This is a genomic window from Mycolicibacterium chengduense, from assembly GCF_033741155.1.
Lineage (GTDB): Bacteria > Actinomycetota > Actinomycetes > Mycobacteriales > Mycobacteriaceae > Mycobacterium.
In genome coordinates this window covers 1-18507 of record NZ_JAWQNH010000012.1, presented here as the reverse complement: position 1 = coordinate 18507, position 18507 = coordinate 1, and the positions used below count along the sequence as shown (strand labels likewise).

The following is an 18507-nucleotide window of genomic DNA, read 5'->3' as shown; positions in this document are numbered from 1 at the left end:
CGAAATCAGAGACCGAAGCGCTTCTTCACGTCTTGCGTCTGGAAGTGCTCGACGATGATGCCCAGCAGCGGCACGGTGCCGGAGATCAGCGTGCCGATGGCGCGGCCGATGGGCCAGCGCGCCTTGACCGCCAGGTTCGCGGTGCACAGCAGGTAGACGAAGTACACCCAACCGTGCACGATGCCGATCCAGCTCAGCGAGGCATCCTTGAAGATGTACTTCATCACCATCTCGTAGCACAGCGCGATCAGCCACAGGCCCGTTGCCCATGCCATCACGCGGTAGCTGAGCAGCGCCTTGCGGATGGATTCGACGGACGCGGCGGATGCGGGTGTTTCGGGGGAGGTCATTCGGTGTCTTCCTTATCCTTTTGTGCAAGCTCGGCGAGGTAGGCGTTGTATTCGCGGAGGGTCGGGTCGTCGTCGTTGGTCGTGGTCTTCGGACGCTCGGGAAGCAGGCCAGCCGGGATCTCGGTATCGCGCTTGACTTCGGCGGGCGGTGCCTCTTCCAGGCGCACGAATTTGTAGTAGGCGTACACGCAGAAGCCCGCGAACATCGGCCACTGCAGTGCGTAGCCCAGGTTCTGGAAGGTGCCCGAGGCCGACTCGAAGCGGGTCCACTGCCACCAAGCCAGCAGCAGGCAGCCGACGGCGCCGAGGATCACCAGCGCAATGAGCGCCGGCCTCCTACGCCGTGTAGTGGACATGCGTCAAAGGTACCGTGCGGGATTGTCGCTTCGGCTGGTCAGGCCTTGGGCCCGACAAACTCGTCGAGGCGGGCGGTCGCGGCCTTTCGGTAGACCGCGATGACGTAGCGGCTGTTCTGTGTCCACGGGATGCCCAACCTGTCCAACGCCGCGCAGTACAGAGTGCGGATATCGGCGGAGTGATTGGTGAAGTGGTAGCGGACGCTGGCCACCCCACGATCGTTGGCGACGACCCGACAGCCGTCGCTGTGAATCAGCCCGCGGATGAAGTCCTCGGTGGCGGCGTCGACATGAGCTTGCTGCCAGGGCTGCAAGATGATCGGTCGGGTGTGTTTCTGGCCGGGGCCGTGTTGGGGGAAGAGGCAGGGCCAGTGCTTGGACGTTAGGTACACGTCGACGCACCCCTGTGGGCGGATGTACACCCCGGAACGTTGCCCCTGCATGATCGTGTCGATCGCCACCCGGCAGCTTTGCACTATGCCGGGGTACTTCTTGTCGAGTGTGATGCGCAGGTGCCAGACCCGCCTGTTCCGACTTATGTAGCCGTCCCCGAGATAGAGACCGAGAAGGTAGGCGTAGGGAGCGCTGGGAATTCCGCTGAAATCGTGAGTACGGCAGGCGTCCCGAGGTCTCTTCGAACGGGTGCCCCGCCTCCAGTCACACACCGTGCGGCGCGGTATACCCGTTTCCCGGGCGATCGCACAGTCGTTGACCCCAGCCGCGATGAGTTGTTGGACCTTATTGAACTGAGCGGTAGAGCGCATGGGGACCGCCTTCTGCACGTTGTGCTCCACCGTAGTGGCGGCCACCGACAACTCCGTCCGGATCGGTGGGCGGTATTCTGAACGTGCTTGCGGGCGTGGTGGAACGGCAGACACTCCGGCTTTAGGTGCCGGTGCTCGAGAGAGCGTGGGGGTTCGAATCCCCCCGCCCGCACCATGGAGTGCTTACTGCAATCATCGCGAGCGTGAACGGCCTGTACGGGTCTTCCGCCAGGGCGATGGGGCCGCCGGACTTTGTTCCGGCGGCTTTTGCATATCGCGTAGGACAGCATCCTATTTCTCCTCGTGCTTCCTTAGGCCCTGAAAGAGCACTGGGGAGGCTCGCTCCGGCATGTCCGCGTTGACGTGGATTCGTGGTCGTCATCGCTGCGCAATCGTGGAGACCGCCCGCGCGGATGCGTTGCAATATTCGCTAGATAGCGATCGCATGTCTCCGATTGACGCATCAGTCTACTTTATGACACGCTACGCCATGATGCGTTAGCTGCGAGGGGGTCTCGCCGCGGAACACGTTCGGGGGCGTGCTGCTAATGAGATTGAGTTTCGCTGTCTGTGCGCGGCGACTAGCGTTCGCGATCTTTGCCGGCTTGCTGACGGCCAGTGCGGCTACGGCTGGTCTGGCGTCTGCTGATCCGCAGGTGATGCCGGATCGGTGGACGCAGTTTGTCACTGATGATGGGTGGGTGGTGGATGTGAATACCACCAATGAGGTGATCGATCACATCGACAATCTGGCGGGTGCGTCGAATTCGTGGCAGGCGCGGGTGTCGGTGCGCGCGGAGGCGCGGATCAGTGGTTCGGGTGCGTCGGTGATTCAGGATGCGCAGTTGGAGGCCGGGTATTTCGTCGGTTGCCGGACCGATTCGTCGGCTGGTGTCGAGGTGGGTGGCGATATCGGGATCGATCCGTATCAGCAGGTCAACGGCCAGGTCTACGGCGGTGGGTACGGGCAGGGCCAAGGCGGCGCCGGTGGTGGCGGTGGTGGCGGTGGTGGGTTCGGCGGGGCGTCGGCTGGTGCGACGTTGGGCGTGCAGGAACATTTGGGTGGCTATATCCGGGTGGTCCTCAAACCTGGTGGGCTGGCGCAGGTTCCCTTGGATCGGATCAGTCTGCGCAACATGCATGCGGTGTCGAATCTGCGTGATCAGAACATCGAAGCTGATGGGTGCGGTGGTCAGGTCAAGATCCAGTCTTATGCCACGATTCGGATCCGTACCGACAACGGCAATGACACCCAAACCCTGTATGGCGAGCCGAAAGACCTGTGAGCTCATGGCAATTCGGACCAGGTTCGTTGTAGCGGCATTGACGGTGGCGGCAACCGTGGTGTCGATGCCCACAGTTCAGGCCGACCCCGTTTCGACTGACCCGACCCGGCCTGCGGTGCCTTTACCGATCGCGCGGCCGATGCCCGCCGACCCGGGGCGGGTGAATCCCATTGGTGGGGCCAGGATCTCCTCGACGATTCCGCAAGGTGAGACCGCCGGGTTGGAACCCCCGTTGGCCGCCCAAGCCGAACGCGGTGAGGTGACGGTGCCGATGTGGGCCAAAGACGGCATCTTCGCACCGACCGCGCACCCGAACCGGCAGATCTCCATCCACCTGCCCGGAGACGTGATGTTGGGTCCGGCGGCGTGGCTGCCTGGCGGCGGCGGAGTGTACGGCTCAGCTGATGTCGATTACACCGTGGTGCCCTATACCGGTGGCGGAGTGGATATTACGGTGATCCGCAAGAACGTGTTCTCCGCCTCGACCATCCCGTTCGGGATCAAACTCCCGGCGGCGACGCATCTACGTCAAGGCCCCAACGTGGTGTTGGTCGAGACCGACGCTGCGCCCGGTGCCCCTTCGCGGGTGATCGGCACCTTCTCGATCCCGACAGCCGCCGACGCCAATCAGACACCCTTGTCGGTGACACCGACGTTGGGGCCGGGCTTTCCACCAGGACAGTCGAACCTGACCATCGATCTGGGGCCCGCGAACATTTTCGCGTTCCCGGTCACCATCGTTCTGTCCTACCGGGCCTCTGACGTCCCCACCACGGGCGCTCCAGACACGAACTGGACGGGCCTGCCCGCCGGAGTCAACGTGCCAGCCGCATCCGTCGACGGGCACTGCACCGGCGGACCTGATGCCTACACCAGCGCTGACGGGCGGGCCGCGAACTTCGTGACCGCGTGTGTGACACAGCAGCAATGCCTGACCACCGCCCCCGCTGCTACTTCGGTGGACTCCTGCAACAACCGGCTTCTGGCGCACATGTCGATCCAATGCACCACCGTGTTCGGCCAAACCGGGGATGACTACGACTCCTGCACCCGTGCCGCAGCCGACTACGTGGCCTGGGCCAAAGCCAATATGGCCGGCGGGCCCCAGGAACTGGACCTCGAGCGCACTCCACGCGAATCCAGAGCTGTTGGCTGAGAGAGAAAGTCGACGATGCTGCCGATGAAACCACGATTCAAGCCAATCCCGACGCGTTACCGACGACTTTTGGTAGTCCCGGCCATGCTCGCCGTGTTTCTCGCTGCGGTCATTACCGCCACCAACGACTTTGGCGAGTCAACGAATTCGGCTATACCCGCTGCGACTGCTGATCCGACTGGGCCCACCGGCGGTCCAGGCGGCGACGGCGGCTTCAACGGCGGCCAATTCCAGCCACCCGGGATGCCCAACCCACCAGGCGTTTACAACGGAGTGCCGTACCCTCCACCAGGTCAATCCGACTACGGCGTGGACATCAACTCGCCATCCGCGAACGCACCCGACTACAGCCAAGCACCCCCCCCGGCAACAGCCCTACCCGCAGCGCCAGCAGCCAGTGCACGGCACGCAGCCGCCCGATTACGACCAGGCCCCACCGCACACGGCTGAACCAACAGCCCCGTCTGGACACCAACGGCAAGCAACGACGGAATCGTTTCCTACCCCCTCCGGTGAACCGAGGCAGTCGAACCTGCCCTCTGAGACGGTGAGCACATCCGAGCCGACAACTCAGCCGCCTAAAGGCGAACGCGGGTCTCAGCAAGACCAGAATGCCAGCCGCGACAACTACCGCTGCCTCAACACGGCCTCCACAGTCAAGTACTTTTCAGCGAAGGGGCCTGTGTCGATTGAGCTGGCCGACGGAACTGGCTGCGAGAATTGCGATTTCGAGAAGCCTCGGGAAAACCCGAACAACTGCAGTAGCTCGTACGCTACAGGAGTGGCCATTCGGCCGGCGACCCCGGGCGCTGAAGGCGGCCTGGAGTCGATCATGATCTTTTACACCCAGCAAGCGCGTGCTTCTGGCTTGGGGTCCGGGATCGCGATACTAGCGGCCGGCACACCCGATCAGCTTCACCAATTCCCCGCGAAGATAGCCCAAGGAGCCGAGGACGCAGCCAAAATGTGGACTGAGGTCTTGTGCCATGCTGAGGCTAGCCAGATCCGCAGTCCATCCGACCTGTCCAAGACGGTGTACGACCGTCTGATCGAGAACAGGGATAGCACCTTCCAGCAGTTTCTTTGCCATTTTTACGGTGCCCCCAAGAAGCTCTGGGACGGTCCCGGTGGGATCAACAAGACGTCGTGGAATGTCGAATGGTCCAGGACGGCTAAAGGAACGGCTGAATTTGTGTTCCAACGCCATCCATGCAACTAGATGTGTGAGGCTTGAACAACTATGGGCAATTTTCACCTGTCTGAAAGACACTTGCGGCTGATTGTTGTGGTATCAGTAGTGAGTGCTCTCGCGGCATTGATCTACGGGTACCTGTGGTGGACAGTCCCGGTGATGACCGACGAGGGATACGGCCGAGGCCTCATCCCACTAGGTCTGACCCTATCGGCGACCATCGCAGTGGCGGGCGGGTGGAACGGCGTCGCTCTCCGGGGCGCCCGCCGGGTTGGCGACGGCAAGATACGCCGCAGGCCCGTTCTCATTGGCGAAGCGGTCGCGATGGGTCCATTGGCGTTGGTTACCCTGTTGCTGCTGTTTTCGAATCAAACCATTGCGGTGTGGCTCTTCGTTCTCATCAGTATTCCGATGCTGTTCGTCGGTCTGCTGATCGCCACGGCGCCGCCTCCGCTAAGCAGCGACACTGCACTGCATCGGTACCTACATGCGGACGCGATTACACGACGTGCCCACAGGAAACGGCGCTACGTCGTATGGGCAGTTGTTGTGGTCGTGCTGGCGGTGGGCCTCTTGGTTCTCGTCACCGGCTTTCCTAGCGCCAGCGAAGAGAAGACCGCCGCGCGCAATGCGTCGGATACATCGCCAACGAACAACTTCGCCAACATTGCAGACGAATTCATTGCGACAGATCGGTCGTCTCCGTTGGGCGCTGTCGGCAATTGTGTGAGTCTTACGGGGCCCAGCCGACAAGATGTGACCATCAAGCGCGTGGACTGCAGCACAATGGATGCTGCTTATCGAATCGTCCAACTATCCGACGAACCGCATCAGTGTGTCGCCGATGTCGATCAACGCTATGCGCCACGAAAGACCGATGAGGGCAGCCTGATCTTGTGCCTTGACTACAACTGGGCTACCGGTCTGTGCATCTTCCCCGGCGCAACATCGGGGCGATGGTATGCGATCCGTGCGGAGTGCGGCCCAGGCGGAGAGGAACCCACCGAAGTTCTTAACAATGTCAGCAATGCTCGTGGCTGCCCCCGAGGTGGGTACCCGCATCCGGTAAGGAGATTCGCCGTCTGTTCAACCCTGCACAAATAGGCGCGATATTTAGGCGTTGATATTCGATTCGGTAGCTAGCTTCGCTGGTGCGATTACAAGTCGGTAATCGAAAAACGAGGGACTGCCCCGGGTTTAGTTGACTCGCGGGGTGTGAATTTCAGGCCGCGGTTGCGACCGGTGTGTGGAGCAGTTCGAACTCTATCGGGGTGGGACGCGGTGCGAAGCGACCTGGCGCGAGGCCACCTTTTGGCCCGGCAGTTGGGCGGTTCGGGCACGGAGGCGCGCAATACCGTGACGATGATTCAGAACCCTGCAAACCATCCCGCAATGAGTAGTTTCGAGGGTGCGGTACGCCAGGCGGGTCAGGTTGTCGAGTATACCGTCGCGCCGATCTACGCTGGAGCTGATCTGATGCTGCGTGCAATTACGATATTCGCCACGGGCAGCGGGGGATTCGGGCAGGCGATCACCATCCTGAATCGAGTTGCATAGAGATGAATGCTGATACGAAGGACTTGAACTAATGGCGACGATTAGGGACCTCACTTCTTTGGTGCCGCCGCCGGAACAGCCTCAAAAACAATGGAATTGGGATCGCATTGAGTCGAACCTTGGCTTCATCGTCCCGGACGACTATCGACAGATAGTTGATACGCACGGCCGTGGCAAGTTTGACAACTTTCTACGAGTGTTCACACCGGACGATCTCGGCCAACAGATCCAGATCAAGCGTGACGCGCTACGAATGGCGGCCAACAGCCAAGAGCTGTTCGGCGTGCAGCCGACTGAGACCCCGTACCCAATCGAGGCGCTGACAGTATGTGCCTACACAGACAATGGCGACGACATCTATTGGAGCTCTGATAGTAGTTCCGACCCAAACACATGGAGGATCGTGGTGCATGCCACCCGTGACGAAGAGTGGGACGCCTTCGACGGGCCGCTGATTGAGTTTCTAGTGGCAGTGTTTAGCGGCTCGTACGTGTGCCCGATCTTTCCTGACGACTTTCCGGGCAGTGCGGTCAGCCGATTCGTATCACAGTGATCAAGGATCTGGCGGCGCGTGTGCGGCCCGAGTGCACAGTTACTCAACGTGATTGGGCACGTCTGTATCGGCACCTGGGGTTCGTTACGCCCCGCGATTACGAGCAGATCGTTGATACATACGGCGCCGGTGAGTTTGACGAATTCCTGCTTGTCCTTGATCCGCAGAACGACAACCAGTATCTCGACCTGAAGTCGCAGGTGAACGTTCGGCGGCAAGCACTGTTGGGTCTGACGAGCGAGGTGATCCCATACTCAATCGAATCGCTCACTGCGTGTGCCTACACCAACAACGGTGACGTCATCTATTGGATCACCGACCGCTCGGTGAACCCGGACGACTGGACGGTGACGATCAACGCTGCGCGTGATAATGAGTGGGACGAGTTCGACGGCACGCTGCTGGACTTGCTGGTGGGACTCTTCACGCGGACACACGTGTCGCCATTTTTCCCTGAGGACTTCCCAAGCCCTGCGGGTGTGACGTTCAGGCGCTTCGCTTAGATTTCGCGCGAGTGCACGGACCTCTTCCAATTTGCGATTCGGAGCGCCTTCGTTTCAGCACTAACGAGCTGGTCAATGCTATGCGCAACCACACGTAATTCGGTGTGGCCCGGAATCTCTTTGCCTCGACCGCTGGTATGGTGATGAGCCGGTAGTTGATATGTGAAGGAGTATCTCATGGCTGAGCGTGTCGTGCGTCAACTAATTGACGATATTGATGGTTCTGAGATTCCGGATGGTGCGGGCGAGCGTGTCGTTTTTTCGCTACGCGGAACCGAGTATCAGATTGACCTATCCAACTCGAATCTTGCGAAGTTTGAGAAAGCGCTGAAGCCCTATGTAGAAGCCGGCTCCAAGCTTCGCGGGCGAGGTGTTCGTCGTGTGAAATCCGTTGGTTCAACCGGTCCGTCAGGCCGGGAGCAGCTCGCCGCGATCCGCGACTGGGCGCGTAGCAATGGTTACGAGGTATCTGATCGAGGACGGATCAAAGCAGAGGTCGTGGAGGCATTCGAGGCCGCTCACTAGCACCTGTCGCGCATAATCATTTGGTGCTCGGAATCGATGAGTGGTGGCCACTTCTTGACGAACAGATCCGCCGCTGGACAGTCAATAACTTCTGGTTACCGGTCGCCGACTATTCGCTAGCCGAAGTCGAACGACTCGGCGGGCCATCAAAGTCGGCGGGCCGCAGCTCACAGCTTCGCCGAGCAAGCTACCCGTGCGGTTGCCGAGCAGGCGACTAAGCAGTTCTCTGAGAGCTCGACGAGAGCAGGCCTCGACGCAACCCAGACTGCCATCGCAGACACGGCCCGGAGCGTGTACGGCTCAGCTGAGATGAACCAGCTGCGTCAGGCATTCCAAAGCGGTGTCGCCACTGAAGTCCAGGTGCACGGCTACACCGTGATCTTCGATCCTGGTTTGCCGGCCAGCGGCTTCAGCCTCGCGTCATTTGGGGAGGTGGGCTTTGTCATTGGCCCGCAGGGTATGGCATCAGAGCTTGAACTCGCGCACACCATCGCGCATGAACTGTATAGGGTGAACATGACAGAAATACCGACACTCGGTGTCGACGCGGTGCGGGCGGCCAGCGAGACCGCGTCAGCATCAGATTTTGCTGCAACAGTTGGTCCGCTCATCGCCGGTTTGGGAGGGTGATTCGGATGTCTTCCTACTCGGAACTAGCGCAGCGCTGGGTCGAGGCAACGAAGCGCGTCGCGGCAGGCACGTGGGACGGTATCCGCTGCCCGGCCAATGACGACGCTGACATCGTCGTCGAAATGCGCATGCTGCAACCAGCAACATCAGAGTCGGAACCGATGTATGAGTACTGGCTGCACTGCCCGTGTTGTGAGAGTGAGATTTTCGTGCACGCTCGCGTGGAATACGCGCCGAAACCTGGCTGAGAGCAGCTGCTTCAATGTTGCCCAGTATGGGGGAGCAGCGCCGGCGGTGGATCGACGCGACGAAAGAGGTCGCCGCTGGGAACTGGGACGGTATTCGTTGTCCCGCAAATGATGACGATTTCCTTGAAATCCAAGTGAGTGAGTGGCGTTCCGACCCGGAGGCACCGACCATCTATGGGTACCAGCTACGGTGCCCTCGATGCAGCGCTGAGAACTTCATGCATGGCCCTCAGGAGTACACCCCGAAGCGTTGACTACACCACGGCCCGAGAACGGCATCAAGGTCGTTGCCAATTCGATAGGTGAAGTGGTTACAGTGCTGCACATTGGAGGGGCCTGACGCATGACCAATGTCGCGTTCCGGTTTGAGGAGCACAAAGACTACCTGCGGTACTCGCTCGAGCTGGTCAAGGATTTTGAATCTGGAGCCGTCGAGTTCCAAGAGTTCGTGTGGCGGCTCGAGGATGCGGCGTTGAGTGCAGAATCTGCGGACGATCCACGGGCCGACGAGTTTTACGAAGTCTGGTCGGAACTCGAGATCGTCAACGCCGTGATGCTGGCCGGCGCCGAACGCGGCTACACCCGTGAGGATTTTGATCCGAACGCCGAAATCCCGAAGTCGATCGCCAAGATCAAACAATTCTTGACCAGCTGGGCCGAATCCCAAGGGTTGCCGGGCTAGCGACACAGACCACCCGTGGCGCCCACGTCGTCAGGAGACCTGGCCGGCATCACAAACTCCATCATGGTGGCGGTGCCTGGCAGGGACCGAGAACGCCGTGTCGTACTCTCGTCCGAGCGTTTGCCCAGACGAAGGAGTCCGTGTGCAGATCGATCCGGCCGCGACGGCCTGGCTACTGGCCAGCACCGCGTTGGTGTTGTTGATGACCCCAGGTCTGGCCATTTTCTACGGCGGTATGGTGCGCTCCACCGGCGTGCTCAACATGATCATGATGAGCTTCATCGCCATCCCTGTGGTCACGGTGACCTGGCTGCTGGCCGGATACAGCCTGGCCTTCGGCGCCGACGCGGGATCCGGCGTGATCGGCAACCTGGACCACCTCGGCTTGGCCAACATCGATCTTGCGGCTGCCCGGTCCAATGTGCCGGAGCTGTTGTTCGTCACCTTCCAGTTGGCCTTCGCGATCCTTACCGCGGCGCTGGTCAGCGGCGCCATCGCCGACCGGGCCCGATTCTCGGCATGGATCGTCTTCCTGCCGGTGTGGACCTTGCTGGTCTACGCCCCGGTGGCGCACTGGGTGTGGGGCCCGGGTGGCTGGTTGGCGACATTCGGCGCGCTGGACTACGCGGGCGGCCTGGTGGTGGAGATCGTGTCGGGCGCCTCGGCGCTGGCGCTGGCCTTGGTACTCGGTCCGCGGATCGGCTTCAAATCCGAGGCGATGCGCCCGCACAACCTGCCCTTCGTGCTGCTCGGCGTGGGACTGCTGTGGTTCGGCTGGTTCGGTTTCAACGCGGGGTCGGCGTTCGCCGTCGACGGCAAGGCCGCGGTCATCTTCCTCAACACCCTGGTCGCCGGCTGTCTCGGCATGCTGGGCTGGCTTGCGGTCGAGCGGGTGCGCGACGGCCGCCCCACCACGTTCGGTGCGGCATCGGGTGTGGTCGCCGGCCTGGTCGCGATCACCCCGTCGTGCGGATTCGTGACGCCGATCGGGGCAGCGGTGGTGGGCACCGTCGCGGGGGTGGTGTGTTCGTACGCGATCGGCTGGAAGTTCCGGGCCGGCTATGACGACTCGCTCGACGTGGTCGGGGTGCACTTCGTGGGCGGTGTTGTCGGCACGTTCCTGATCGGCCTGCTGGCTGCCGAGATGGTCTCCGGCGGCCCGTCGGGGCTGTTCTACGGTGGCGGGCTCACGCAGCTGGGCAAGCAGTCGCTGGCCATCGTGGTGGTCGCGGTATTCGCGTTCGCGGTGTCGTACGGCATCGCCAAGCTCATCGACATAACCCTCGGCTTCCGGGTCACGCGGGAAGACGAGCTGGCGGGTATCGATTTCACCCAGCACGCCGAGACCGCGTACGCCGAGGGTGTGCACGGGCACCAGCACAAGCGCCCCGGCGGGCTGTAGCCGGTCAGCGCGGCCCGTCGACGGCGAAGGTGCCCTTGTCGTCAGAGAACACCGCGGTGACATGTCGCACCGTGCCGTTGATCTCCACATCGCAGGTGAAGCTGTCACCTTTTGCTGCAGACGGGTTCTTGCCGTCGTTACAGCGCAGGGCGCTGATAGTGTTCGCCCCGTAGCCGTTGACGGGATCGGAAAGTATCTGCCGCACACCGGCTTCGGCCTGCGCCACGTCGATGACGGTGCTGGCGCGGAACTTCCACGCCCAGACACCGATCGCCGAGACGGCAATCAGCGCCACGGCTGCAGTGATCCCGCCGAACAGCAGCATCTTTCGGCCGGGTGGTTGGCTCGGAGCACGGTGCGCATGGGGCGGCGGGGGCGGTTGCCGGTACCGATTGAGGTCCGGCGCCGGTGGCGCGGGGGTCCGCTGCTGCGGCGGAGGCGGGGGGTACGGCGCTCGCGGGGCCGGCGCTGCCGGTGGGGGTGCGGCGCCGGGCGGGGGCGCACCGCCGGGGCGGGTCCACCACGGCTGCAACGGATCTGTCGGTGTCGTCATCGGACCTCAGAATGTCGACGCATATTGTTCCATCGATTCGGTATTTACCGTTCCGTCGGAGCCGATGATGGTCAGCGACGTATCGCGGACGCGATAGCGGGTCCCGTCGGTGGGATTGGTGATGTCGAAGCCTCCGCCGGGCACGTGCACCGCGTTGCCGAGTTCGATACCGGCGTTGTCGCTGAGGCGCACACCGCGGTAAACCAGGGCACCGGAGGGGCTTTGGCAGATGACCACCGCGGACTGTGCGGTCAGCCCCAGAGCTACGGGAACCTGCGCCGGATCGCAGCGCGCGCCGGGATAGGCCACAAAGCCGAGGGCGTCCGTTCCGGGAAGGGACGCCCGTGGGGTCAGCGCCGAGGTGGTCGTCAGCGCTGCGGTGTGCGATGTCGGGGTGGCGGGGGAGGTCGGGGCGGTGCGGGTAACCGTCGTCGGTCCGGCCGTGGTGGCGTCGCCCCCGCCGAGAAGCAGCCATGCCGCGACGCCGGCTACCACCACCAGTACGACCAGTCCCAGGGCTCCAAGAAGCACTGGGTGCGCGGAACGTGTGGTGCGGGAAGTGTTTCCGGAGGGCGTCCTGTCCAGGATGGTGGGCGCCGACGGTGTCGTCGGGACGGAGATCGCCGCAGCCGCCGCCGCCCGTGCCAGCCCGCCTGCACTCGGGCAGCGGTGCGCCGGGTCCTTGGCCATTCCCCAGGCCACCACGTCGTCGAAGGCTGTGCTGATGCCGGCCGTGACCGTGCTGGGCCGCGGTGGCGGCGAGAACAGGTGTGCGTTCATCAGCATGGCGATGTCACCGGCCGGGAAAGGTGCTGTCCCAGTGAGCAGTTCGAAGAGGAGACAGGCCAGCGAGTAGACATCGGTGGGTGGGCCGATGTAACCGTCGGTGAACCGTTCCGGGGCCATGTAGGCACATGATCCGATCGCCGAACCCGCGGTGGTCAGACCGCTGTCGGTGCCGGATCGCGCGATGCCGAAGTCCACCAGGTAGGCAAAGTCATCGTCGGTCAACAACACGTTCTCGGGTTTGACGTCCCGGTGCGTCAGGCCGGCGGCGTGAGCGGCGTCCAGGGCGGCTGCGATCTGGCTCAGCACGGCCACCGCTCGCCGTGTCGGCATCGGACCCTGTTGTGCCAGTGCAGATTTCACATCGTGGCCGGACACCAGGCGCATGTCGATGAACAGCACACCGTCGATATCGCCGAAATCGTGCACCGGGATGATGTGCGGCTCGTGCAACTGTGCGGCGATCCTCGATTCACGCCGGAACCGCTCCTGGAAAGACGGGTCGGCGGCCAGTTCGGGCCGCAACAGCTTGAGGGCGACCAATCGGCCTTTGACCGTGTCGAAGGCCTGGTACACCTCGCCCATCCCACCGACGCCCAGCAGCGAGCGCAGCTCATACGGCCCGAACCGCTCGCCGACCCGGATGGTCATCAGGAGAACCTCTGATAGCACTGATCGGCATCACCCTGCAGCCCAGCCCGGTAGGCCAGTATCCGGGTGAAACCCGCCAGCGCCGTGGCACCGTCGACGTCACTGGCCACCAGTCCGCTGGTGAGCAGGCCGGAGATCGCTTCATCGGTGTCACCGGCCGACAACATCAGCGGGCTGCCCGGTTCGCTCATCTTGCTCTGCGCCACGCCGGTGAGGCAGGCCGTCCGCAGGGCCGTTGTGGTCGACTGCAGCGGGGCGCCCCGTTGATGTTGCAACGCAAGCATGTAGCGCGACGTCACCATGGACAACGCCGTGTTGTCGCCCTGGAGCAGCACGCCCTGGCTCTCGCTGCGGGGCGTCCCGACATCTTTGAGAGCGGGCATGTCGATGCCGATGGTGTTGGTGGCGGGGCAATACGACGCGGGTGAGGTCGGTTTGGCATCCGCGCAGGTGCCCGGCTCGAGGCTGAGTTGCGGGGGGCTGGCGGGCGTGAAGATCTGGTTCAGCGATGCCATCAGCTTGTTCAACAGGTCAGCATCGATGGGGCTGTCGCCGGTAGCCGGGTATCCGTAGGCGTCGTAGGACAGGAACTGCGGGAGGTCACCCTGACGTTTCTTGATCTCGGCCATGTCGATGGCCGCGCACTGGTCGGCGTTACCGCTGAACCCGATCTGGAAGGCGCTGATCCGGTCCAGCGCCGAGCCGTGCGCGTCTCCGGTGGCCAGTGCCTCCTCCTGCGTCATCAGGGGATCGCGGATGTAGATCGCGCCTGCCAGAACGTGATTGAGACCGTCACCGGTGCTCAGCGAGAATCGCGGCGATTTGCCCGACGCGACCCAGTGCAGGTAGACACCGGCGAAACAGTCGGCCTGCTGTTCCTTCACCAGAACGGGCGTGCCCTTTTCGACCAGGTGTGCCTTGGCCTGGACGGCATGGCCGAACTCGTGTGCCATGATGCCGACCACGCCCATATCGCCGAAGTACTTCGCGGCGCCGGGGATGAAACTGCCGCGATCCCACGCCATCGTGTCGTTGTCGAAGCAGTAGAACGCGTTGGCCATATCGGTCAGGCCGCCGCCACATACATCGGGGTTGGTGGAGCTGTTGGAGTCATAGGACACCAAACCCGACACCGGCGAGAAGGTCCCGGTCAGTGCCCCGTCCCAGTTGTGCGACCAGAAGTCCTGCAGGTCGTCCACGGCCAACACCGCCAGGTGATCGGCGGGGCCACCATCGCTGTTGACGGCGCTACGCGTGGTTTCCGGCGCTCCGGCGCGCGGTCCGCTGTAGCCGTCTTTCGCAGGCAGGCCACCGGCGCGGGTGGGGTCGTACAACATCGACACCGCGTGGCCGTCGAGCACCGTTGTGCTGCAACCGGTCGACACCAGCAGAGCGGCCAGCGCGGACGCAGCCACCCCGCCCGCGCGTCGCACCCACCGTTGCATGAGCCAAAGGCTAACAAGCAGGTGGCGCCCGGGTGCGACCTCAGGTCCCGGCGTCAGTGCAGCGTCAGGCGCCGGGCGCCTGCGCGCAGCGGTTCTTCAGGTCCTGCAGTGGTTGCCGGATCCCGACGAGTTCGTCATGGGTCTGCGGATTCTGAGCCATGTAGGCCTTCACCTTGGCCACGGTCTGGTCCTTGGTGAGCCCCTTCAGGCTGGTGAAGAAGGCATTGACGTCCGGATGGGTGAATAGATAGGCCGACGTGGCAGCCGAGACGCCGGCGCGTACGCCCTCCAGATCTGCGGCGGTGCAGTTCGGCGGGTCGGCCGCGGGGTCTTGGTTGGCGAATGCGGTGGGGATCGCTCCGAACAACCCGAATATGGCAGATGCGGCCAGGGTGCCTGCGCCGATGGTGAGACGGGTCGGTCGGACGTGCATGGTGTACTCCTCCTTCGGGTGACGGCGAGAGGGCCGCAGCATTCAGTGTGTCGACCTGGGCCTGCGAACGCTGGCGGCCACAGTCAACTCCCAGGGACTTCGGATTGGGCATACAGTGCGGGCACATCACCCGCTCGGCGCGGCGGCTCTGCGCAAGAGCGCGGTGAACCACTTCATCTCGGGGAGCCCAGCCAGCGGCGCCGGCACCAACATGCTGCAGGTCACCGTGCCGACCTCGACAGGTAGTTCGAAGATCTCCAGGTGTCGGGCAATGCGCCGCGCCAGTCGCTCGGGAAGCACGCCGATGACATCGGATGACTCCACGACGTAAGGCAGGGTTTGGAAAGTGGGCACCGTGACGGTGATCCGCCGCTCGCGGCCGAGTTTCGACAGCGATTGGTCTACATCGCCACGCGGTGGGTTGCTGGCCGACATCAGCACGTGGGGCAGAGCGACGAAAGTGTCCAGTGGCATTCGTCCATCCCGAACGCCAGGATGACCGAGGCGTGCCACGCCGACGAACCGATCAGAGAACAGCACCGTGCGCGTCATCCGGTCGACGGTTACGTCGACGAAACCGCCAAGGGCGAAATCGAATTCGCCGCGGTCGAGGCCGTCGATGACGGAGACGGGGTCTGCGCTGACGCAGCGCAGATCAACCCCGGGAGCCTGCTGACGCAGCTCCGCCACCAAGGCCGGTGCGAGCACAGCGAGCGCGTAATCGTGAGCGGCCACGGTGACGGTGCGACGAAGGGTCGCCGGTTCGAACACCGGCTGGGGAGTCATGATCCGGCGTACACGCGACAATGCATCGGTTATCGGTTCGGCCAGTTCCCTTGCTCGCGTGGTGGGTTCGATGCCACGCGGGTGACGAACGAACAGTGGGTCGTCGAACATCGTGCGCAATCGGCCCAGTGCATGGCTGGTTGCGGACTGGGACAGCGACAGCGTGGCCGCGGCGCGTCCCACGTGGCGTTCGCGTAGGAGTGCCTCGAAGACGACGAGCAGGTTGAGGTCGACCCGAGTGAGATCGATTTGATGCATCGACATGCTGAATACATACCATTTGATCGATCATGGATGCGGGGATACGTTCGCGCCGTGACTTATGACGTGGCGATCGTCGGGGCAGGGCCGGTCGGCTTGTTTCTGGCGACCGAAATATGCCTGGCCGGGGCGTCCGTGGTCGTCCTCGAGCGCGAGGTCGGCCCCGACGCGCCTCTCAAAGGCGCGCCATTCGGGCTTCGCGGCCTCTCAGCGTCCACCATCGAGGCCTTCGATCGACGCGGGATTTTGGCCGATATTGCAGGCGATGCCGTGCATGCGAACCGAGGCGGGCACTTCGCCGGTATCGCTTGGGACGAGGCCCGAGTCGACCTAGGTGGGCGACCATACCGATTAGCGGATGCGGAAAAGCGCACGGTGGCAACGACTATGGCGCATCTTGAGAGGATTCTCTCGGCGCGAGCGACCGCCATGGGCGCTACGATCCGTCGAGGTGTGGGCGTCGTCGACGTACAGCAGGCCAACGAGGCAGTCGCAGTCACCGCCGTTGACGGTCGGTCCTATCACGCACGTTGGCTTGTCGGGTGTGACGGCGGCCGCAGCGTCGTACGCAAGGCAGCAGCCTTCGCATTCCCTGGCACCGAGCCCCGATTCACGGGCTACTCCGTCCATGTCGACCTGGCCGATGGAGTGTCGCTTCCGCTGGGCCGGAATGACACGCCGACCGGCATGTACGTGCAACCACAGCCGGGAGTCTTCGCGTTGGCGGACTTCGATGGCGGCGCGGGCCACCGTGGTGTACCCCTCACCCCGGAGCGTGTGCAGGCGGTGTTGTGCCACGTCACCGGTAGTGATGTCACGGTGACGGCAATGCATCTGGCCACCACGTGGACCGACCGTGCGCGACAGGCCACGACGTACCGGCACGGTCGAATCCTGCTGGCCGGCGATGCCGCGCATATTCACTCGCCGTTGGGCGGCCAGGGCCTCAATCTGGGATTCGGCGACGCCATGAATCTCGGCTGGAGACTCGGCGCGGTCGTCAGGGGTAGCGCACCGGAGAAACTGCTGGACGGGTACACCCGGGAACGGCATGCGGTGGGGGCGGCAGTGTTGGACTGGTCGCGCGCGCAGGTGGCCCTTCTGGAGCCGAACGCACATGCGCGGGCCATCGCGGGCATCGTTCGCGATCTGATCGACACCCGTGATGGCGCGACCTACTTCGCCGAACGCTCGTCGGGACTGTCGGTGCGCTATGCACTGGAGGGCCGTCATCCACTCGTCGGCCGCAGTGCCCCGGACTTCCGATTCGTCAACGGCGGCAGACTCGGCGAGCTTCTCACTGGTGGGACGGCAGTGTTGCTCGATTTTCACGGGTACGACGAGTTGCGTACCATCGGTGCTCTGTTGGGTGGCGAATTGCGCTATGTAACAGCTGAAGTCGAGGAGAGTCTCGGTGTACGCGCCGTCCTGGTCCGACCTGACGGGGTGGTGGCCTGGGCGTGCGATGACGCACCCGATGCCGACGAGGTGACTGAAGCGCTCGCCACATGGATGGTCGTGCCGGGCGTCACTGCGGCTGGTCGTCGACCTTGAAGTCGAACTTCACGTCGCCGCCCTTGACGCCGGTGACGGTAACCGTGACCCCGTAGGTCTCACCCGAGTCAGTTAGTTCACAGCGCAGCGTCTGGCCCTTGTCGCCCTTGAGGTCCGAGGGGCAGGTCACCGATTCGGGAGCGCGTCCGACCTGCCGGGTGAGTTGTTGGGAGATCTGCTCGGCCACGGCGTTCTTGTCGACTGTCTGCACGATGTCGAAGTTCACCGTCTTGCCTTCGACGCTGGTGACGGTGACGTTGACGCCATAGTCCTTGGAGCCGTCGGACATCCTGCAGTCCAGGGTGGCGCCGACCTCGGCCTTGAGGTCGCCCGGGCAGGTCACCGAGGCCGGCTTGGAGCCGCCCTGCTCGGTGACCTTCTCGCTGATCTGGTTCTGGACCTGGTCCTTACTCACCGTGTTGTCGCCCACGGAGGCCGAGAACGAGCAGGCTGTGAGTGTTGCCGCGGCGGCCAGCATTACCGGGGTCGCCATCCAGCGCGTCATCGGGTACATCGGGTCTCCTCCAAGTCGATGCACAAGAATGTCACAGATGAGCGTGACCCTCGAGGCAGATGCATCACGCGGTTGGCGATCGTGAGGATGTGCGCGTGCGGCTCGGTGCCCTGGTCTGGCCGACCTCGGTATCCGTGATGTTGAACCGATGGTAGACAGCGGCTTTCGTGCCGCCCATGGCCCGATGTCAGAAAGACCGGGCGGCCAGGGCGTCCCGCAGTTTTTAGTGCCAGTCCCAGACGGACATGTCGCCTGCTGGGTAGTTCTGGCAGATGTCGGTGGTGTGGGCGGCCACACCTTTGTTGTTGAAGAACAGTTTG

22 protein-coding genes, 1 tRNA gene and 2 pseudogenes are annotated in these 18507 nt (G+C 63.2%); 14 read left to right on the top strand and 11 right to left on the bottom strand.

The genetic code is table 11. The features are described 5' to 3' along the window. Positions 1–5: 5 nt before the first annotated feature. The 4 genes and pseudogenes from SBI67_RS28580 to SBI67_RS29180 all read right to left on the bottom strand — a co-directional run. Complete coding sequence (locus SBI67_RS28580) at positions 6–350, bottom strand: DUF3817 domain-containing protein (RefSeq protein ID WP_318983814.1); 345 nt, start codon at positions 348–350, stop codon at positions 6–8. Continuing rightward, complete coding sequence (locus tag SBI67_RS28575) at positions 347–706, bottom strand: hypothetical protein (protein WP_318983813.1); 360 nt, start codon at positions 704–706, stop codon at positions 347–349. The genes SBI67_RS28580 and SBI67_RS28575 overlap by 4 nt, the downstream gene beginning before the upstream one ends. A gap of 38 nt (positions 707–744) precedes the next feature. Beyond that, positions 745–1167 (bottom strand): hypothetical protein, encoded by a 423-nt coding sequence (locus tag SBI67_RS28570; RefSeq protein WP_318983812.1) that lies wholly within the window; start codon positions 1165–1167, stop codon positions 745–747. Between the two features lie 195 nt (positions 1168–1362). Next, positions 1363–1470, bottom strand: a pseudogene (locus SBI67_RS29180) (hypothetical protein); the annotation flags it as partial. A gap of 89 nt (positions 1471–1559) precedes the next feature. Here SBI67_RS29180 and SBI67_RS28565 point away from each other — a divergent pair. The 13 genes and pseudogenes from SBI67_RS28565 to SBI67_RS28505 all read left to right on the top strand — a co-directional run bounded on the left by SBI67_RS28565 (position 1560) and on the right by SBI67_RS28505 (position 11204). Further along, positions 1560–1645, top strand: a tRNA-Leu gene (locus tag SBI67_RS28565). A 379-nt stretch (positions 1646–2024) separates the two neighbouring features. After that, positions 2025–2756, top strand: a complete 732-nt coding sequence (locus tag SBI67_RS28560; RefSeq protein ID WP_413232592.1) for an MspA family porin — start codon at positions 2025–2027, stop codon at positions 2754–2756. A gap of 64 nt (positions 2757–2820) precedes the next feature. Beyond that, the gene (locus tag SBI67_RS28555) at positions 2821–3912 is read left to right on the top strand and encodes a hypothetical protein (RefSeq protein WP_318983811.1); all 1092 of its coding nucleotides are present in this window, start codon (positions 2821–2823) and stop codon (positions 3910–3912) included. A gap of 547 nt (positions 3913–4459) precedes the next feature. Further along, positions 4460–5131, top strand: a complete 672-nt coding sequence (locus SBI67_RS28550; protein WP_318983810.1) for a hypothetical protein — start codon at positions 4460–4462, stop codon at positions 5129–5131. A gap of 132 nt (positions 5132–5263) precedes the next feature. Then, on the top strand, positions 5264–6208 hold the full coding sequence (locus SBI67_RS28545; protein ID WP_318983809.1) for an LppU/SCO3897 family protein: 945 nt from the start codon (positions 5264–5266) through the stop codon (positions 6206–6208). Between the two features lie 165 nt (positions 6209–6373). Beyond that, positions 6374–6661 (top strand): annotated as a pseudogene (locus SBI67_RS28540) (DNA/RNA non-specific endonuclease); the annotation flags it as partial. A 31-nt stretch (positions 6662–6692) separates the two neighbouring features. Continuing rightward, positions 6693–7214 carry a hypothetical protein gene (locus SBI67_RS28535; protein ID WP_318983808.1) on the top strand — a complete coding sequence of 174 codons (522 nt, stop codon included), beginning with the start codon at positions 6693–6695 and terminating at the stop codon, positions 7212–7214. Continuing rightward, complete coding sequence (locus SBI67_RS28530) at positions 7211–7717, top strand: hypothetical protein (protein ID WP_318983807.1); 507 nt, start codon at positions 7211–7213, stop codon at positions 7715–7717. The genes SBI67_RS28535 and SBI67_RS28530 overlap by 4 nt, the downstream gene beginning before the upstream one ends. Positions 7718–7894: 177 nt before the next feature. Beyond that, positions 7895–8242: a histone-like nucleoid-structuring protein Lsr2 gene (locus SBI67_RS28525; RefSeq protein WP_318983806.1), complete on the top strand. Its 348-nt coding sequence runs from the start codon at positions 7895–7897 to the stop codon at positions 8240–8242. 309 nt (positions 8243–8551) lie between these two features. Next, positions 8552–8872 carry a hypothetical protein gene (locus SBI67_RS28520; protein WP_318983805.1) on the top strand — a complete coding sequence of 107 codons (321 nt, stop codon included), beginning with the start codon at positions 8552–8554 and terminating at the stop codon, positions 8870–8872. 5 nt (positions 8873–8877) lie between these two features. Beyond that, entirely contained in the window at positions 8878–9120 is a 243-nt protein-coding gene (locus SBI67_RS28515; protein ID WP_318983804.1) for a hypothetical protein, read from the top strand. Positions 9121–9463: 343 nt separating this feature from the next. Further along, the gene (locus SBI67_RS28510; RefSeq protein ID WP_318983803.1) at positions 9464–9802 is read left to right on the top strand and encodes a hypothetical protein; all 339 of its coding nucleotides are present in this window, start codon (positions 9464–9466) and stop codon (positions 9800–9802) included. 142 nt (positions 9803–9944) lie between these two features. Next, positions 9945–11204: an ammonium transporter gene (locus SBI67_RS28505; protein ID WP_318983802.1), complete on the top strand. Its 1260-nt coding sequence runs from the start codon at positions 9945–9947 to the stop codon at positions 11202–11204. Between the two features lie 4 nt (positions 11205–11208). Here the strand turns inward: SBI67_RS28505 and SBI67_RS28500 are convergent, their stop codons facing one another. The 5 genes from SBI67_RS28500 to SBI67_RS28480 form a co-directional block, all read right to left on the bottom strand. Then, positions 11209–11529, bottom strand: a complete 321-nt coding sequence (locus SBI67_RS28500; protein WP_318983801.1) for a DUF4333 domain-containing protein — start codon at positions 11527–11529, stop codon at positions 11209–11211. Between the two features lie 234 nt (positions 11530–11763). Continuing rightward, positions 11764–13194, bottom strand: coding sequence for a serine/threonine-protein kinase (locus SBI67_RS28495; protein WP_318983800.1), 1431 nt, complete (start codon positions 13192–13194; stop codon positions 11764–11766). Next, positions 13194–14639 carry a neutral zinc metallopeptidase gene (locus SBI67_RS28490; RefSeq protein WP_318983799.1) on the bottom strand — a complete coding sequence of 482 codons (1446 nt, stop codon included), beginning with the start codon at positions 14637–14639 and terminating at the stop codon, positions 13194–13196. Before SBI67_RS28490 ends, SBI67_RS28495 begins: the two co-directional genes overlap by 1 nt. 64 nt (positions 14640–14703) lie before the next feature. Further along, positions 14704–15072 (bottom strand): heme-binding protein, encoded by a 369-nt coding sequence (locus tag SBI67_RS28485; RefSeq protein ID WP_318983798.1) that lies wholly within the window; start codon positions 15070–15072, stop codon positions 14704–14706. A gap of 126 nt (positions 15073–15198) precedes the next feature. Next, positions 15199–16122 carry a LysR family transcriptional regulator gene (locus SBI67_RS28480; protein ID WP_318983797.1) on the bottom strand — a complete coding sequence of 308 codons (924 nt, stop codon included), beginning with the start codon at positions 16120–16122 and terminating at the stop codon, positions 15199–15201. A gap of 51 nt (positions 16123–16173) precedes the next feature. Here SBI67_RS28480 and SBI67_RS28475 point away from each other — a divergent pair, with 51 nt between their 5' ends. Further along, positions 16174–17673, top strand: a complete 1500-nt coding sequence (locus SBI67_RS28475) for an FAD-dependent monooxygenase (RefSeq protein WP_318983796.1) — start codon at positions 16174–16176, stop codon at positions 17671–17673. Here the strand turns inward: SBI67_RS28475 and SBI67_RS28470 are convergent. Together SBI67_RS28470 and SBI67_RS28465 are read right to left on the bottom strand one after the other, a co-directional pair. Beyond that, the gene (locus SBI67_RS28470) at positions 17648–18178 is read right to left on the bottom strand and encodes an anti-apoptotic protein (protein WP_318983837.1); all 531 of its coding nucleotides are present in this window, start codon (positions 18176–18178) and stop codon (positions 17648–17650) included. The genes SBI67_RS28475 and SBI67_RS28470 overlap by 26 nt on opposite strands. A 232-nt stretch (positions 18179–18410) precedes the next feature. Then, a partial coding sequence (locus tag SBI67_RS28465) for a DUF5078 domain-containing protein (RefSeq protein WP_318983836.1) occupies positions 18411–18507 on the bottom strand: 97 nt, incomplete at its 5' end.

Bases quoted from the DNA above. Each gene is read 5' to 3' on its own strand.
- SBI67_RS28545 (WP_318983809.1), top strand. From the start codon at position 5,264: ATGACCGACGAGGGATACGGCCGAGGCCTCATCCCACTAGGTCTGACC.
- SBI67_RS28520 (WP_318983805.1), top strand. From the start codon at position 8,552: ATGAACCAGCTGCGTCAGGCATTCCAAAGCGGTGTCGCCACTGAAGTC.
- SBI67_RS28535 (WP_318983808.1), top strand. From the start codon at position 6,693: ATGGCGACGATTAGGGACCTCACTTCTTTGGTGCCGCCGCCGGAACAG.
- SBI67_RS28555 (WP_318983811.1), top strand. From the start codon at position 2,821: ATGCCCACAGTTCAGGCCGACCCCGTTTCGACTGACCCGACCCGGCCT.
- SBI67_RS28470 (WP_318983837.1), bottom strand. From the start codon at position 18,178: ATGACGCGCTGGATGGCGACCCCGGTAATGCTGGCCGCCGCGGCAACA.
- SBI67_RS28495 (WP_318983800.1), bottom strand. From the start codon at position 13,194: ATGACCATCCGGGTCGGCGAGCGGTTCGGGCCGTATGAGCTGCGCTCG.
- SBI67_RS28515 (WP_318983804.1), top strand. From the start codon at position 8,878: ATGTCTTCCTACTCGGAACTAGCGCAGCGCTGGGTCGAGGCAACGAAG.
- SBI67_RS28485 (WP_318983798.1), bottom strand. From the start codon at position 15,072: ATGCACGTCCGACCGACCCGTCTCACCATCGGCGCAGGCACCCTGGCC.
- SBI67_RS28525 (WP_318983806.1), top strand. From the start codon at position 7,895: ATGGCTGAGCGTGTCGTGCGTCAACTAATTGACGATATTGATGGTTCT.
- SBI67_RS28580 (WP_318983814.1), bottom strand. From the start codon at position 350: ATGACCTCCCCCGAAACACCCGCATCCGCCGCGTCCGTCGAATCCATC.
- SBI67_RS28500 (WP_318983801.1), bottom strand. From the start codon at position 11,529: ATGCTGCTGTTCGGCGGGATCACTGCAGCCGTGGCGCTGATTGCCGTC.
- SBI67_RS28575 (WP_318983813.1), bottom strand. From the start codon at position 706: ATGTCCACTACACGGCGTAGGAGGCCGGCGCTCATTGCGCTGGTGATC.
- SBI67_RS28510 (WP_318983803.1), top strand. From the start codon at position 9,464: ATGACCAATGTCGCGTTCCGGTTTGAGGAGCACAAAGACTACCTGCGG.
- SBI67_RS28490 (WP_318983799.1), bottom strand. From the start codon at position 14,639: ATGCAACGGTGGGTGCGACGCGCGGGCGGGGTGGCTGCGTCCGCGCTG.
- SBI67_RS28480 (WP_318983797.1), bottom strand. From the start codon at position 16,122: ATGTCGATGCATCAAATCGATCTCACTCGGGTCGACCTCAACCTGCTC.